Here is a 13,812-nt window from a genome sequence, read left to right as displayed (position 1 = left end):
GAGGGAATGGAATTGGCTCAAACTGTACAATACAGAGGTACTGGTCGTCGTAAGGACGCTACCGCACGTGTTCGCTTAGTACCAGGTTCTGGTCAGATTACTATGAACGGCAAGGCAATCGAAGACTACATTCCATTTGCCAACTTACGTGCTATTGTTAACCAACCATTTGATGTTACTAAGACTAACGGTCAATATGACGTTATCGCTAACATCAACGGTGGTGGCTTCTCTGGTCAAGCCGGTGCAGTTCGTCACGGTATCGCCCGTGCCCTGCTCACCGTTGACCCTGACTTCCGTGACGCTTTGAAGAAGGCCGGTCTGTTGACTCGTGACCCTCGGATGAAGGAACGTCGTAAGCCAGGTCTGAAGAAGGCTCGTAAGGCTGCTCAATTCAGTAAGCGTTAATATTCGATTGGCGTTTCAAACAAAAAAGCTGGGATTTTGTTCCCGGCTTTTTTGTTATCACAGATAACAAAGAAAGCAGCACAGTAGCTACCCCAAATAGGCTTGCTGCGCGACGTAGCCATCCTTGCGGGGGTGGGGAAACGAAGTCGCTCACGACTTCTGCCCCACTCCCTTTTGTTTTTAAATCGTAAACCAGTTCCCCCGGGAAAAATGCTATAATCAACAGTGGTTATTTTTAAATTATGATTGAACGAACGATTACTCAGGGAGGACACTACCATTGGCAAAGCGGAAGAGAAGAAAATCACGGAAGAATAATTCGGGACTCAAGGTCCTTATCTGGATCCTCGTCATTATCGCGCTCTTCTTGGGCGTTTATGCGGCCCATCACTATTACCGGATCTGGAACCAGCAGCGGATTGAAAAGCAGCTGCAGCGCCAGGACCAGCAGGCTAAGCAGGCGTTCATTAAGCAGGTGGCCCCCGAAGCCCAGGCCATGCAAAACTCTTACCACGTGTACGCGTCCGTCACGATTGCTCAAGCAATTCTCGAGTCGCAGTGGGGGACTAGCCAGCTCGCTTCCCAATACCACAATCTCTTTGGTATCAAGGGGACTGACCCGAACACTTCCCGGGTGTTGACTACTAAGGAGTACATCAACGGCCACTGGATCGTTACCAAGGGGCGGTTTAAGGTCTATGACAGCTGGAGCGACTCTATCAAAGACCATACCAAGCTGATGTTAAACGGAACCGACACGAATAAGGAAAACTACCAAGCCGTGGTCCAGGCTACCAGCTACCAGCAGGCGGCCCGAGAACTGCAGAAGGCTGGCTATGCGACCGACCCGAACTACGCGCAAAAGTTAATTTCGGTCATCCAGACCTATAAGTTATATAATTATGATAAGTAAAAGTTAAAGGAGCACTTCTTCATGCAAGAATTAAACGAAAAAATTAAGCAGTTTGGGACGGTCCTTCCGGGCAACGTCTTGAAAGTCGACGCCTTTTTAAACCACCAGGTGGATCCGGAGTTAATGTTGCATGTTGGCCAGGAATTTGCCCGGCGTTTTGCTGGTGAGGGGATTACTAAAATCTGGACGGTCGAATCATCAGGAATCGCCCCGGCGGTGATGACTGGTTTGGAGATGAAGCTCCCCGTGATTTTTGCCCGGAAGCACAAGAGCCTGACGCTCAACAATAACATGTACGTGGCGGACGTCTACTCCTATACCAAAAAGACGACTAACCGCATTTCGATTTCAAAGAAGTACGTTGCTCCTGATGATAAGGTCCTAATGATTGATGATTTCCTGGCGAATGGTCAGGCCGTTGAAGGAATGCTGGAAATTGCCGACCAGGCCGGCATCCAGGTTGCTGGAGCCGGAATCGTGATTGAGAAGAGCTTCCAACCCGGCGGCCAGGAACTGCGGGACCGGGGAGTACGGGTAGAATCGTTAGCCCGGATCAAGTCATTGGCTGATAACCGGATTGAGTTTGAAGAAGACTAAGGGGGTTATTAAATGAGTGGGGATGCACTGTATCCAGGAAGTACGCTTGGCATTATTGGAATCAACCGGAACGGCGGGGCGCTGATTGCCGCGGCTAAAAAGGCGGGCTTTAACGTGGGAGTATACGTCGACCACGCTCAGCCGGCAATTACCAAGATGGCCGACTTTACACTCGTTGGCGCCTACAACGATAAGGATAAGTTGACGGAATTTGGCGAAAATAGCGATGCGGTGATTTACCAAACGCCGAATATCGATTCCCGGGTAATCCGTTTTCTGAGCCAATTTGCAGCGGTTCCCCAGGGGATCAATGGCCTGGAAATCGTTCAGGACCGGCTGATGGAACGGGCCTTCCTGGACCAGATCAACATTAATATCGCTCCGTACGTGACGGTGGTTAGTCTTGACGACGTCTACCAGTCCATTGACTCTATCGGCTACCCGGCCCTCCTAAAGCCGATTCAGCGGGGAATTGGGGAACAATCGATGATGATTTCTCGCCAGTCGGATATTGCCCGGGCGGCGGACTTCATTAGTACGGGGACCTACCTCTTGGAGTCGTGGATCGACCACACCGCGGAGTATACAATGACGGCGGCTACGGATGGGGACCAGGTGGAAATCTATCCCCTAGCGAAGCTGCAATTTTCCGCGGACCGGCAGCTGATTGCCGTTGCCGCTCCCGCCGTGGTTGACGATGACCTCTTAACGGAAATGCAGCGGATCGTGAAGAGCGTTGCCAGTTCGTTGGAATACCACGGGGTGTTCTCACTGAACTTCTACGTCACGGCTAATGGCTCTCTGTACGTGAAGAACATTGAGCTGGGGATGACTTCCATTGCCAACGTCTACGACAGCTCCGCTAACGTGACCCAGTACGAGGAACAGCTCCGGGCCGCGGTCGGCATGCCATTGCATATTGTGCGGTCGTTGCAGCCGGCCCTCCTGATGGTGATTCGGAAGAAACAGGAGGCCGCAATCCAACGGCAATGGCTGCTCAAGGATAACTGGCAGTTCCGCTTGTTCGACCTGCCCGCGGTTGATGACGATAGTCTGATTGGCTTTGTCTGGGTGACTGGCAGCAGCAGCCTGGACGAGCTGGAAGACCAGGTCGACGACACGGAGGTCTGGGACGAGCCGATTGCCCCGAATGACGCCCCGCAGAATAACGATGATGATGAAATTTTATAAGATCTGAATAACCTGTCAAAAAGGGCCGGACGGCTAGCTAGTCGCGAGGCCCTTGGTTATTTTTCTCGCGGCTTTTTTGTTATAATATTAGCCGATTGAATTTGAAGAGAGGATGGAACGGCGTGAGCAATAGTCAAGCATTATTAGAGGGAATGAACGATAAGCAGGCCGAGGCGGTTCTGACGACGGAGGGGCCACTGCTGGTCATGGCTGGAGCCGGTTCAGGGAAAACCCGGGTGTTAACGCACCGGGTTGCTTACCTGATTGAGGAAAAGGGTGTTTTGCCGTGGAATATCCTGGCAATTACCTTTACCAACAAGGCTGCCAAGGAAATGCAGGAACGGGTCGGCAAGCTCCTTGGTGAAGGTGCCCATGACATCTGGGTGTCAACCTTCCACTCTCTGTGTGTCCGGATTTTGCGGCGCGACATTGAAAAGCTTGGTTATAACCGGGCCTTTACGATTGCCGACACGAGCGAACAGCGGACGCTGATGAAGCAGGTCTGTGCGGAACTCAACATTGACCCGAAGAAGTTTGACCCGCGGAGCATTCTCAGTACCATTTCCAACGCTAAAAATGCTCTGCTGACGCCTAAGGACTACGCCGCCAAGGCCGGCAGTGACAATAATCCCCACAGCATGTACAGTCAGGTCGTGGCCCGGGCCTATAAGCTCTACCAGGAGCAATTAGAGGCCAACCAGGCCCTCGACTTTGACGACCTGATTATGAAAACCATCGAGCTGTTTGAGCAGGACCCGGAAACACTGGAATTCTACCAGGACCGCTTCCACTACATCCACGTCGACGAGTACCAGGACACCAACGACGCCCAGTACAAGCTGGTCCACATGCTGGCGGACAAGTATGAAAACATCTGCGTCGTCGGGGATGCCGACCAGAGTATCTACGGCTGGCGGGGTGCTAACATTGAAAACATCCTGAACTTTGAACGCGACTACCCCGGCGCCCACACGGTAATGCTGGAGCAGAACTACCGGTCCACGCAGAATATTCTGGATGCCGCCAACGAGGTCATTAAGAATAACAACGGGCGGAAGGATAAGAACCTTTGGACCGAAAACGGGCAGGGAGACAAGATTAGTTACTACCAGGCCCAAAACGAGCACGACGAGGCCCAGTACATCGTCTCCAAAATTCAGGAGGAGCATGATAAGCACGGCTATCATTATAATGACTTTGCCATCCTCTACCGAACCAATGCTCAGTCACGGGTGATCGAAGAAACATTTATGAAGTCGAGCGTGCCCTACACGATGGTTGGCGGTCACAAGTTCTATGACCGGAAGGAAATCCGCGACATTCTGGCCTACCTGACCCTGATCGTCAACCACCAGGATTCGATGAGTTTTAGCCGGGTCGTCAACACACCAAAGCGGGGGATTGGTCTGACCAGCGTGGAACACCTGCGTGAATTTGCCAACGACAACCACTGGTCCCTGCTAGAAGCCAGTCAAAACGTTGATATTGCCAACACGATTACCGCCCGGACCCGGAACAAGCTGACGGACTTCGGTCAACTGATCAAGGACCTGGATAAGCAGGCAGAATTTCTCAGCATTACCGAATTAACCGACCAAATTCTGGAACGGTCGGGCTATAATAAGATGCTGCAAAAGGACAATAGTCTGGAGGCCCAGGCCCGGCAGGAGAACCTGGACGAATTCAAGTCAGTGACCCAGGAATACGACAAGCAGCACGCCGACGATGACGTTGATAACCGCCAGAAGCTGGTGAACTTCCTCGCCGACCTGGCCCTGGTGTCCGACCAGGACGATGTTGACGAACAGGCGCCGGCAGTGACCCTGATGACCCTGCACGCGGCCAAGGGGCTGGAGTTCCCAGTCGTCTTCCTGGTCGGGATGGAAGAGGGGATTTTCCCGTTGTCCCGGGCCCTGCTGGAGGATGACGAGCTAGAAGAAGAGCGCCGCCTGGCCTACGTGGGGATTACCCGGGCCAAAAAGAAGCTCTACCTAACTAATGCCGTTTCCCGTCTCTTGTACGGGCGGGTACAGCGTAACCAGCCGTCCCGCTTTGTGGAGGAAATTAGCCCCGAATTGCTCGAAGAAGAGGGCGGCGGGATGAATAGCTTTGGCAGCAGCCTGCCGTTTGACAAGCGGGCAGCCCTCAAGCCGACCTACCGTAGTCAGCAGTCCAAACACCACTACCGCGATGCCGGCAAGCGGGTGGCCCCCGTTACCAACACTGGAACCGGCGCGGATAAGCTGAGCTGGAAGGCCGGCGATAAGGTCACGCACAAGAAGTGGGGCCAGGGAACGGTTGTTAAGATTAGCGGCACCGGTAACGACATGGAATTGGATATCGCCTTTCCTAACCAGGGGGTTAAACGCCTCCTTGCCAGTTTTGCCCCGATTAAAAAGGTGACGGATTAATTAGAGAAGTGAGGCCTAAAGAATGGATAAACGAATACCAGTCGACCAGTTGACGCTGGCGGCGGCCAAACAGGAAATTGCCCCGCTCAGGGAGCAGCTGATCAAGTGGGGGCGGGAATACTATGAGCAGGATAACCCCTCAGTCGAGGATTATGTCTATGACCGGGCCTACCAACGGCTGGTTGAGCTAGAGCAGCGGTTCCCAGAACTTAAAACTAGCGACTCCCCGACCCAGCACGTTGGTGGGGGACCGACGAGCGAACTGACCAAGGTGACCCACGAAATTCCAATGCTATCGATGGGGGATGTGTTCTCCATCGATGAACTGATGGACTTCAACCAGCGCCAGCAGGATAACGGTGACGTTAGCGTGACCCCCGAGTATAATTTGGAACTCAAAATTGATGGCCTGTCCCTCTCGCTGGTTTACGAAAATGGTCGGCTAGTCCAGGGATCGACCCGGGGAAACGGGAATATCGGTGAAGACGTCACGGCTAACGTCATGACGATCAAATCGATTCCCCACCAGCTCCCGGAACCGTTGAGCTTGGAATTCCGTGGCGAATGCTACATGCCGAAGGAGTCTTTCGTCAAACTCAACCAGGAACGCGAAGCGGCGGGCCTGTCGGTCTTTGCTAACCCGCGGAACGCAGCGGCGGGAAGTCTCCGCCAGCTTGATCCCCAGGTAACCGCCCGCCGGGACTTGGCAACCTTTATGTACTACGTGCCAGAGTACCAGAAACTCGGCGTGCGGACCCAGGCGGCGGCCCTTGACCGGATGCGGGAACTGGGCTTTAGCGTGAACCCCCATAACCGGGTGGTGCACAACCGGCAAGAGATTACCGACTATATCGAAGAGTACACCGCTCAGCGGGACCAGCTCTCCTACGGGATTGACGGAATCGTGGAAAAGGTCAATGACCTCGACACTGAGAATGCCCTGGGAAATACTGTTAAGGTACCGCGGTGGGAGATTGCCTACAAGTTCCCACCGGAGGAGCAGGCAACGGTCGTCCGCGACATTGTCTGGACGGTCGGCCGGACCGGAAACGTGACCCCGACCGCGGTCATGGACCCGGTTCAATTAGCGGGGACCACGGTCAGTCGGGCTTCACTGCATAATCCTGACTACCTCCGTGAAAAGGACATCCGGCTTGGCGATACCGTTTACCTCCATAAGGCTGGTGACATTATTCCTGAAATTTCCCGGGTTGACTTAAAGAATCGGCCGGCGGATAGTCAGCCTTACCAGGTACCAACGACCTGCCCGGTCTGCGGTTCGGACCTCGTTCACCTAGATGATGAAGTGGCGCTGCGCTGCGTCAACCCGATGTGTCCGGCCCAAATCAAGGAGGGGCTCGCTCACTTTGCTTCCCGGAACGCGATGAATATTGATGGCCTCGGTCCAAAGATTATCCAACAGCTCTGGGATAAGGAACTGGTCCATGATGTGACCGACCTGTACAGCCTGACCCACGACCAATTATTAACTTTAGATAAATTTGGCGACAAATCGGCAGCCAACCTATTGACATCAATTGCGAATAGTCGTAATAATTCTGTCGAGCGCTTATTATTTGGCTTGGGGATTCGTCATGTCGGTGCCAAGGCAGCGCGGTTGATTATGGAGCACTTCCAGAACTTAGACCGCTTGCTGACGGCTAGTGCCGACGAGGTCGCGGCTGTCGACGGCATTGGTCCGACAATCGGCGACAGTGTCCAGACTTACTTTGCTAACGAGCAGGTAAAGAAGCTCGTCGACGAGCTGCGGGCCGTGGGGGTCAACTTTGACTACCATGGTTCGGTAGTGCCGGCAGCCACCGATAGCGAGTGGAACGGCCGCCGGGTTGTCTTGACGGGCAAACTGGAAGAGCTGACCCGGGCGGATGCCAAGCACTGGTTGGAAGCACACGGTGCTAAGGTAACCGGGAGCGTATCAAAGAAAACTGACATTGTCATTGCGGGGACGGCGGCCGGCAACAAGCTGACCAGGGCACAGGACCTGGGAATCACGGTCTGGGACGAAGCCCGATTTGCCCAAGCAATGAAGGAGGAACAATAAATCGTGAAGCTAACTATCAAGAAAATTGCAACCGCCACGGCGTTGCTGGTGAGCATGGTCGTGCTGGCCTCATGTGGGAAAAATTCGTCGAAGAATTACAGCACTACCGGGTCGGGCAATGGCAACTACCAAGGGGTCATTCAAAACGGCCGTTACAAGACTAGCAAGGCCCGCGGAATTAACGTGGCCCAAAACGATAACCAGCTTAACCAGAAGAGCTTTGAAAGCGGCCTGACCCAGGTTTCCAAGCGGGTCTTTTCACCGAAGAACTATATTTTCCAGGAAGGGCAATACTTGGATACCAGTACCCTGCAAAGCTGGCTAGCACGCAAGTCCGCTAAGAATCCTGAGGGACTCAACCCGGCCCAGGGGAAGAAGAGTGACCCGAATCCTGAGTACGTCCAGCAGATTGAAGAGCAGGACTACATGACGGATAATGGCCGGTCGATGAAGCTCAAGGGAGTGGTAATCGGGGTCGGGATCAACTCCGAGTACAATTACCAAAAGAAGACGGACGGGCCGTCCTATACGAAGAAGATTAGCCAGGACGAGATGGAACGCCAGGGCAAGATTGCTGCCCAGAAAATTTTGACCCGGCTGCGGCAGAAGAAGGCCCTGAAGAACGTGCCAATCGTGATTGCCCTCTACAAGCAGGCTCCAGATGACAGCCTAGTCGGCGGGAGCTTCTTTGCTTACAGCAAGAACAATGGCAACAAGGTTAGCGGCTGGACGAAGCTTGATTACAAGACGATGGTGCTGCCAAAGGCGTCCGCCACGAATGCGCAAAATAGTGCGGACTCAACCGATAACGACAACTTCGCTAACTTTAAGAGCCAGATTCAGAACTTCTTCCCGAACCTGAGTGGGGTGACCGCCCAGGCTCAGTACCACAACGGCAACCTTTCGGGGATGCACATTACGGTAACGACGCAGTTTTACAGTCAGACGGAAATTACCAGCTTTACCCAGTACATTGCCCGGGCTGCTAAACGTTACCTGCCGAGCGGGATTCCGATTGATATCCGGATTCAGTCGGATTCTGAAATGCAGGCAATCGTTTACCGGGATGCCGGTTCTGATACCTTCCGGACCCACATTTTGGATTCATACTAATCTTAATAGGGCTTCAGAGTTCGGCTTTTGATATGCTCCCCTTAGAGTAGACACGGAATTGTACAAAATTCTGTATCTAACTCTAGGGGGAGTTTTTATGTCCAATCGAACTAGTAATCATACTCTAAATCAGCGGCTAGTAGCCGTGGTAAAGGTTCTGGAGAGAAAGCACTCTTTAAGCGGGGTGGCCCGAGAACTGGGAATTGCCAGGACAACTTTAAGAAGGTGGATCGTTAACTACCAGAATAATGGGGTGGCGGGCTTAAAGGAGTCACACACTTGTCGCCGTTATCCTACTGACCTCAAGCGAGCGGCGGTCCTGGATTATCTGGACAATCATTACTCGCAACTAGAGTGCTGTCGTAAGTATAATATCTCCAGTCGTAGTCTTCTCATGCGTTGGGTGAACCAGTATACTAACGGTAAAACCTTGAAGAAGATTACGGGAGGTTCTACCAAGATGAAAACACCGCGGAAAACTACTTACGATCAACGGCTGGAAATTGTCCACTTCACGCTTGCCAATGATAAGGACTACCAAACAGCGGTGAGGAAGTATGGTGTTTCTTACAGCCAGGTTTATAGCTGGGTTCGGAAATATGAACGTGACGGTCGAAAAGCACTCGTTGATCATCGCGGACATCAAATGCAAAAACCGGCTTTGGCTAAGTTAAGTAAAGAAGAACAATTGGAACGGCGGATTAAGGAACTAGAAGCCCGCAATCAAGACCTCGCCGCGGAAAACTTCTTCCTAAAAAAATTAAGTGCCCTGGAGGACGAAGACAAGAAGTAAATAATCGTAGTCATCTGATGCGATATCAGGCCATTCAGGCTACTTGTCAGGCTTTTCCAGGGCAATTAGTCAAGCGACTTTGTGCTCTTGCCCAGGTCTCACGATCAGCTTACTATCGCTGGCTTTCCCGACCACTTCCTACTAAAGAAGCAGTCAATAAGCAACTAAAAGCGCGGCTCAGACAGGCCTATTGGGAAATGAAGGGTACCTGGGGCTACCGCAGACTAACGATGCTCATTAATCGCCGCTATAACTGCCACTACAACCACAAGCGCATTCGGCGACTTCTCGTTGAAATGAACCTGCGGGCGGTGATTTGTCGTCCTCGTCACAGCTGCACAATCGCTCGTGGACAAAGCTATGAGCCGAACCTCCTTAACCGCGATTTCACAGCTAAACGGTTAAATGAAAAGTGGGTAACTGATGTAACATATCTGACTTATGGTAATGGTCAAAAAGCCTATCTCAGTGCTGTTAAGGACTTATACAACGGCGAGATTATTAGTTATGTCGTTAGCCAGCGCAATGACAACCCATTGGTAATGAAGACGCTTGAACAGGCTTTAAAACTCTATCCGACTGCCAAACCATTACTTCATAGTGATCGCGGTTTCCAATACACTTCCAAGGAGTTTGCTCGTTTGACGGCCGAACATGGTATTAGTCGCAGTATGTCCCGCGTCGGGAAGTGCATTGATAATGCCCCGATGGAAAGTTTTTGGAGCCACTATAAGGACGAGGCCTACTATGGACAAATCTTCCGAAGCTATGAAGAACTAGTCACTTCAATTGATCAATATATCTACTTCTACAATCATCAACGTTATCAAGTAAAATTAAACAGCCTGACCCCGGTAGAATACCGGCATCAAGCTGCCTAACATTCATTGTATAATTACCTGTCTACTTGACAGGGTGCAGTTCATTTGCCGAGCACTGGAGCCCATTTGTGTACTGCGCTATTCGCCTTTTATTAAAGTAATCGGGCTTATGTCACAGCCCCTTTGCTATTCCAGCACATAAATCAATAAAAAAATTGCCCATTCTGTGCTAGAATTGTTAATTGTATATATACTTAATTTTGAGAAAAGAGGTCGAAATGATGGCCAGTAAAATCACTGAGCAGGAAGTAAAGCACGTTGCAGAACTTGCTAAGCTGGAATTCCCCCAGGATGAGCTTGAACAATTCACGACTCAGCTGGGAAGTATTATCGATATGTTTGAGGAAATTGCAAACGAAGATACGGACGGTGTCGAGCCAATGACGAACGCCACTGACCGGGTCAACGCCCTGCGCGAGGACAAGGCAGTCAAGGCCAGCAAGGAAGAAACTGCTGCCTTGCTGAAGAACGCTCCGGACGCAGATGACGGTTACATCCGGGTTCCAGTAATCATTGATGAAAGTGAGGATGGCGAATAATGGACTTTTACGAAACTGACCTCAGCCAGCTCCACGATGACCTGGTGAACAAGAAGATCAGCGCCACGGAACTGACCAAGGAAACTTTTGACCACATCAAGGCCAATGACGACCAGGTCAAGGCCTTCCTGACCCTGGACGAAGAAGGGGCCATGAAGCAGGCCCAGGCAGTTGATGAAGCCGGGATTAGCGCTGACCAGCTGGTTGCCGGGATTCCGCTGGCGGTTAAGGATAACATTCTGACCAAGGGCCTGCGGACGACTGCGGCTTCCAAGATACTGGAAAACTTCAATCCCGTTTACGATGCTACGGTCGTTGAAAAGTTGAAGCAGGCGGGCTACGTTAACGTTGGGAAGACCAACCTGGACGAATTTGCCATGGGTTCTTCTACGGAAAACTCTGCCTTCTTCACCACCCATAATCCATGGGACCTGACCCGGGTACCAGGTGGTTCTTCAGGTGGTTCTGCGGCTGCCGTTGCCGCTGGTGACGTTCTTGGTGCGCTTGGTACTGATACCGGTGGTTCCATCCGGATGCCCGCTTCCTTCAACGGGATTGTCGGCATGAAGCCAACTTACGGGCGGGTTTCTCGTTGGGGAATCATCGCCTTTGGGTCCAGTTTTGACCAGGTTGGCTGGCTGACCCGGTCCGTTAAGGACAACGCCTACTTGACCGCTTTGATTGCCGGCAACGATGAGCACGACACGACCTCCTCACTCAAGGCGGTTCCAGACTGGGCTGCCCAGCTGAATGACTCCACGAGTATCAAGGGCCTCAAGATTGCCGTGCCAAAGGAATACTATGATGGTCTGCGTGCTGACGTGAAGGAAGTTATTAAGGCCGCCCTGGACCATTTAGAGTCCTTGGGCGCGACCGTGGACGAAGTGAGCCTGCCTCACACTCACGATGGTGTTCCGGCTTACTACATCCTGGCCTCATCCGAAGCCTCATCGAATTTGCAACGGTATGATGGGATTCGTTACGGCTACCGTGCTCCAGAAGCGAAGAACCTGGAAGAAGTTTACGTTAAGTCCCGTTCCCAAGGATTCGGGGATGAAGTTAAGCGTCGGATCATGCTGGGGACCTTCTCCCTGTCGGCCGGTTTCTACGATGCCTACTTCAACAAGGCCGCGAAGGTTCGTCGCCTGATTAGTGACGATTTCACGAAGGTCTTCAAGGATTACGACCTGATTGTCGGTGCTACCGGGGCTTCCACGGCCTTCAAGATTGGCGCCGAGATCGACGACCCGAAGACGATGTACATGAACGATGTGCTGACCGTGCCGGTGAACATGGCCGGGTTGCCAGCAATGTCACTGCCTGCCGGCTTCTCCGCTGAAGACGGGATGCCAGTTGGTCTCCAATTAATCGGGAAGCCGTTTGATGAACAGACGATCTACAACACCGGTTACGTCTTTGAACAGACGACGGACTTCCACAAGAAGACTCCACAGTTAGGAGGACAGAACTAAGATGAACTTTCAAACAACCATTGGGCTTGAAGTCCACGTGGAATTAAAGACGAATTCCAAGATTTACAGTCCTTCACCGGTCGAATATGGTGACCAGCCGAACGCTAATACCAACGTTATTGACTGGGGGTACCCCGGGGTACTGCCGACGTTGAACAAGGGCGTTGTCCGTGATGGAATTATGGCCGGCCTGGCCCTCCACGCCCAAATCGCACGGCGGATGCACTTTGACCGGAAGAACTACTTCTACCCGGATAACCCAAAGGCCTACCAAATTACCCAGTCCGCGACGCCAATCGCCCACGACGGCTGGATTGAAATCGAGGTCGACGGTAAAAAGAAGAAAATCGGGATCGAAGAGATGCACATCGAAGAAGATGCCGGTAAGAACACCCACACCAGCAAGTATTCCTACGTCGACTTGAACCGGCAGGGGACGCCACTGATCGAAATTGTTTCTAAGCCGGACATCGCTTCGCCAGAAGAAGCGGTGGCCTACTTGGAAGCACTCCGGCAACGAATCCAATTCACCGGGATTTCCGACGTGAAAATGGAAGAGGGGTCAATGCGGGTTGACACCAACATCTCGATCCGGCCAATCGGCTCTGATAAGTTTGGAACCAAGACCGAAATGAAGAACATCAACTCCTTCAACTACGTTCGTAAGGCCCTGGCCTTTGAAGAGAAGCGGCACCAGAATGTCATAATGTCAGGTGGGCAGATTGCCCAGGAAACGCGGCGTTACGACGAACCAACCGGAACAACGATTTCGATGCGGTCTAAGGAAGGGGCCGATGACTACCGTTACTTCCCAGAACCGGACCTGCCGCCAGTGGAAGTTAGCGAAGACTGGATTAAGGAAATCGAGGACGAAATGCCGGTAATGCCGGGTGAACGGCGGAAGCACTACGTTGACGACCTTGGCCTATCCGACTACGACGCCATGGTACTGACCCAGACTAAGGAAATGTCCGACTTCTTTGAGGAAGCAATCAAGGATGGCGGCGATCCAAAGCGGGTGGCCAACTACCTAATGAACGATGTCAACTCCTACCTGAATGACCAGCACGTTGACCTCCAGGACACTAAGCTGACGCCAGCCAACCTGGCCGGAATGGTTAAGCTGATCGACGACGGAACGATTTCTTCTAAGATGGCGAAGAAGGTCTTCAAGGGAATTCTGAATGGGGAAGAACCGCAGGCCTACGCCAAGGAGCACGGTCTGGTACAATTGTCTGATCCTGCTCAGCTGCAGCCAATCGTTGACGACGTTCTGGCTAATAACCAGCAATCAGTTGACGACTACAAGAATGGTAAGGACCGGGCTGTTGGCTACCTGATGGGGCAGATTATGAAGCAGACTCACGGAAAGGCCAACCCGAAGATTGTTACCCAGCTGTTGATGAAATCGCTAAAGGCAATGTAGGAGGCT

The 13,812-nt window shown here is 52.2% G+C and carries 12 protein-coding genes; all 12 read left to right on the top strand.

Annotated features, from left to right (window positions below; genetic code table 11):
• Positions 1 to 6: 6 nt before the first annotated feature.
• The 12 genes from rpsI to gatB all read left to right on the top strand — a co-directional run bounded on the left by rpsI (position 7) and on the right by gatB (position 13,806).
• Positions 7 to 408 carry a 30S ribosomal protein S9 gene (gene rpsI / locus N4599_RS04600; RefSeq protein ID WP_003714520.1) on the top strand — a complete coding sequence of 134 codons (402 nt, stop codon included), beginning with the start codon at positions 7 to 9 and terminating at the stop codon, positions 406 to 408.
• A gap of 280 nt (positions 409 to 688) precedes the next feature.
• Positions 689 to 1,321: a glycoside hydrolase family 73 protein gene (locus N4599_RS04595; RefSeq protein ID WP_003714467.1), complete on the top strand. Its 633-nt coding sequence runs from the start codon at positions 689 to 691 to the stop codon at positions 1,319 to 1,321.
• A gap of 21 nt (positions 1,322 to 1,342) precedes the next feature.
• On the top strand, positions 1,343 to 1,918 hold the full coding sequence (locus tag N4599_RS04590; RefSeq protein WP_062812996.1) for a xanthine phosphoribosyltransferase: 576 nt from the start codon (positions 1,343 to 1,345) through the stop codon (positions 1,916 to 1,918).
• A gap of 12 nt (positions 1,919 to 1,930) precedes the next feature.
• Entirely contained in the window at positions 1,931 to 3,109 is a 1,179-nt protein-coding gene (locus N4599_RS04585) for an ATP-grasp domain-containing protein (RefSeq protein WP_062812997.1), read from the top strand.
• 122 nt (positions 3,110 to 3,231) lie between these two features.
• Positions 3,232 to 5,520: a DNA helicase PcrA gene (pcrA, locus tag N4599_RS04580; RefSeq protein ID WP_062812998.1), complete on the top strand. Its 2,289-nt coding sequence runs from the start codon at positions 3,232 to 3,234 to the stop codon at positions 5,518 to 5,520.
• 22 nt (positions 5,521 to 5,542) lie between these two features.
• Positions 5,543 to 7,582 carry an NAD-dependent DNA ligase LigA gene (ligA, locus tag N4599_RS04575; protein ID WP_062812999.1) on the top strand — a complete coding sequence of 680 codons (2,040 nt, stop codon included), beginning with the start codon at positions 5,543 to 5,545 and terminating at the stop codon, positions 7,580 to 7,582.
• 3 nt (positions 7,583 to 7,585) lie between these two features.
• Positions 7,586 to 8,695, top strand: a complete 1,110-nt coding sequence (locus tag N4599_RS04570; protein WP_003714498.1) for a CamS family sex pheromone protein — start codon at positions 7,586 to 7,588, stop codon at positions 8,693 to 8,695.
• Positions 8,696 to 8,792: 97 nt separating this feature from the next.
• Positions 8,793 to 9,488, top strand: a complete 696-nt coding sequence (locus N4599_RS04565; RefSeq protein WP_062812850.1) for a helix-turn-helix domain-containing protein — start codon at positions 8,793 to 8,795, stop codon at positions 9,486 to 9,488.
• Positions 9,489 to 9,505: 17 nt separating this feature from the next.
• Positions 9,506 to 10,369, top strand: coding sequence for an IS3 family transposase (locus N4599_RS04560; RefSeq protein WP_260902270.1), 864 nt, complete (start codon positions 9,506 to 9,508; stop codon positions 10,367 to 10,369).
• A 221-nt stretch (positions 10,370 to 10,590) separates the two neighbouring features.
• Positions 10,591 to 10,908, top strand: a complete 318-nt coding sequence (gene gatC, locus N4599_RS04555) for an Asp-tRNA(Asn)/Glu-tRNA(Gln) amidotransferase subunit GatC (RefSeq protein WP_056983893.1) — start codon at positions 10,591 to 10,593, stop codon at positions 10,906 to 10,908.
• On the top strand, positions 10,908 to 12,380 hold the full coding sequence (gene gatA / locus N4599_RS04550) for an Asp-tRNA(Asn)/Glu-tRNA(Gln) amidotransferase subunit GatA (protein WP_062813000.1): 1,473 nt from the start codon (positions 10,908 to 10,910) through the stop codon (positions 12,378 to 12,380). The genes gatC and gatA overlap by 1 nt, the downstream gene beginning before the upstream one ends.
• Position 12,381: 1 nt before the next feature.
• On the top strand, positions 12,382 to 13,806 hold the full coding sequence (gene gatB, locus N4599_RS04545) for an Asp-tRNA(Asn)/Glu-tRNA(Gln) amidotransferase subunit GatB (RefSeq protein ID WP_062813001.1): 1,425 nt from the start codon (positions 12,382 to 12,384) through the stop codon (positions 13,804 to 13,806).
• Positions 13,807 to 13,812: the final 6 nt, after the last annotated feature.

Origin of the sequence: Limosilactobacillus oris (assembly GCF_025311495.1) — a bacterium.
GTDB classification, from domain to species: domain Bacteria; phylum Bacillota; class Bacilli; order Lactobacillales; family Lactobacillaceae; genus Limosilactobacillus; species Limosilactobacillus oris_A.
The sequence above is the reverse complement of the archived record's forward strand: the minus strand, read 5'-3'. Positions and strand labels throughout refer to the sequence as shown.

Excerpts from the sequence above, each read along its gene's own strand:
- rpsI (WP_003714520.1), top strand. The coding sequence starts at position 7 with ATGGAATTGGCTCAAACTGTACAATACAGAGGTACTGGTCGTCGTAAG.
- N4599_RS04590 (WP_062812996.1), top strand. The coding sequence starts at position 1,343 with ATGCAAGAATTAAACGAAAAAATTAAGCAGTTTGGGACGGTCCTTCCG.
- N4599_RS04585 (WP_062812997.1), top strand. The coding sequence starts at position 1,931 with ATGAGTGGGGATGCACTGTATCCAGGAAGTACGCTTGGCATTATTGGA.
- ligA (WP_062812999.1), top strand. The coding sequence starts at position 5,543 with ATGGATAAACGAATACCAGTCGACCAGTTGACGCTGGCGGCGGCCAAA.
- N4599_RS04565 (WP_062812850.1), top strand. The coding sequence starts at position 8,793 with ATGTCCAATCGAACTAGTAATCATACTCTAAATCAGCGGCTAGTAGCC.
- N4599_RS04560 (WP_260902270.1), top strand. The coding sequence starts at position 9,506 with ATGCGATATCAGGCCATTCAGGCTACTTGTCAGGCTTTTCCAGGGCAA.
- gatC (WP_056983893.1), top strand. The coding sequence starts at position 10,591 with ATGGCCAGTAAAATCACTGAGCAGGAAGTAAAGCACGTTGCAGAACTT.
- gatA (WP_062813000.1), top strand. The coding sequence starts at position 10,908 with ATGGACTTTTACGAAACTGACCTCAGCCAGCTCCACGATGACCTGGTG.
- gatB (WP_062813001.1), top strand. The coding sequence starts at position 12,382 with ATGAACTTTCAAACAACCATTGGGCTTGAAGTCCACGTGGAATTAAAG.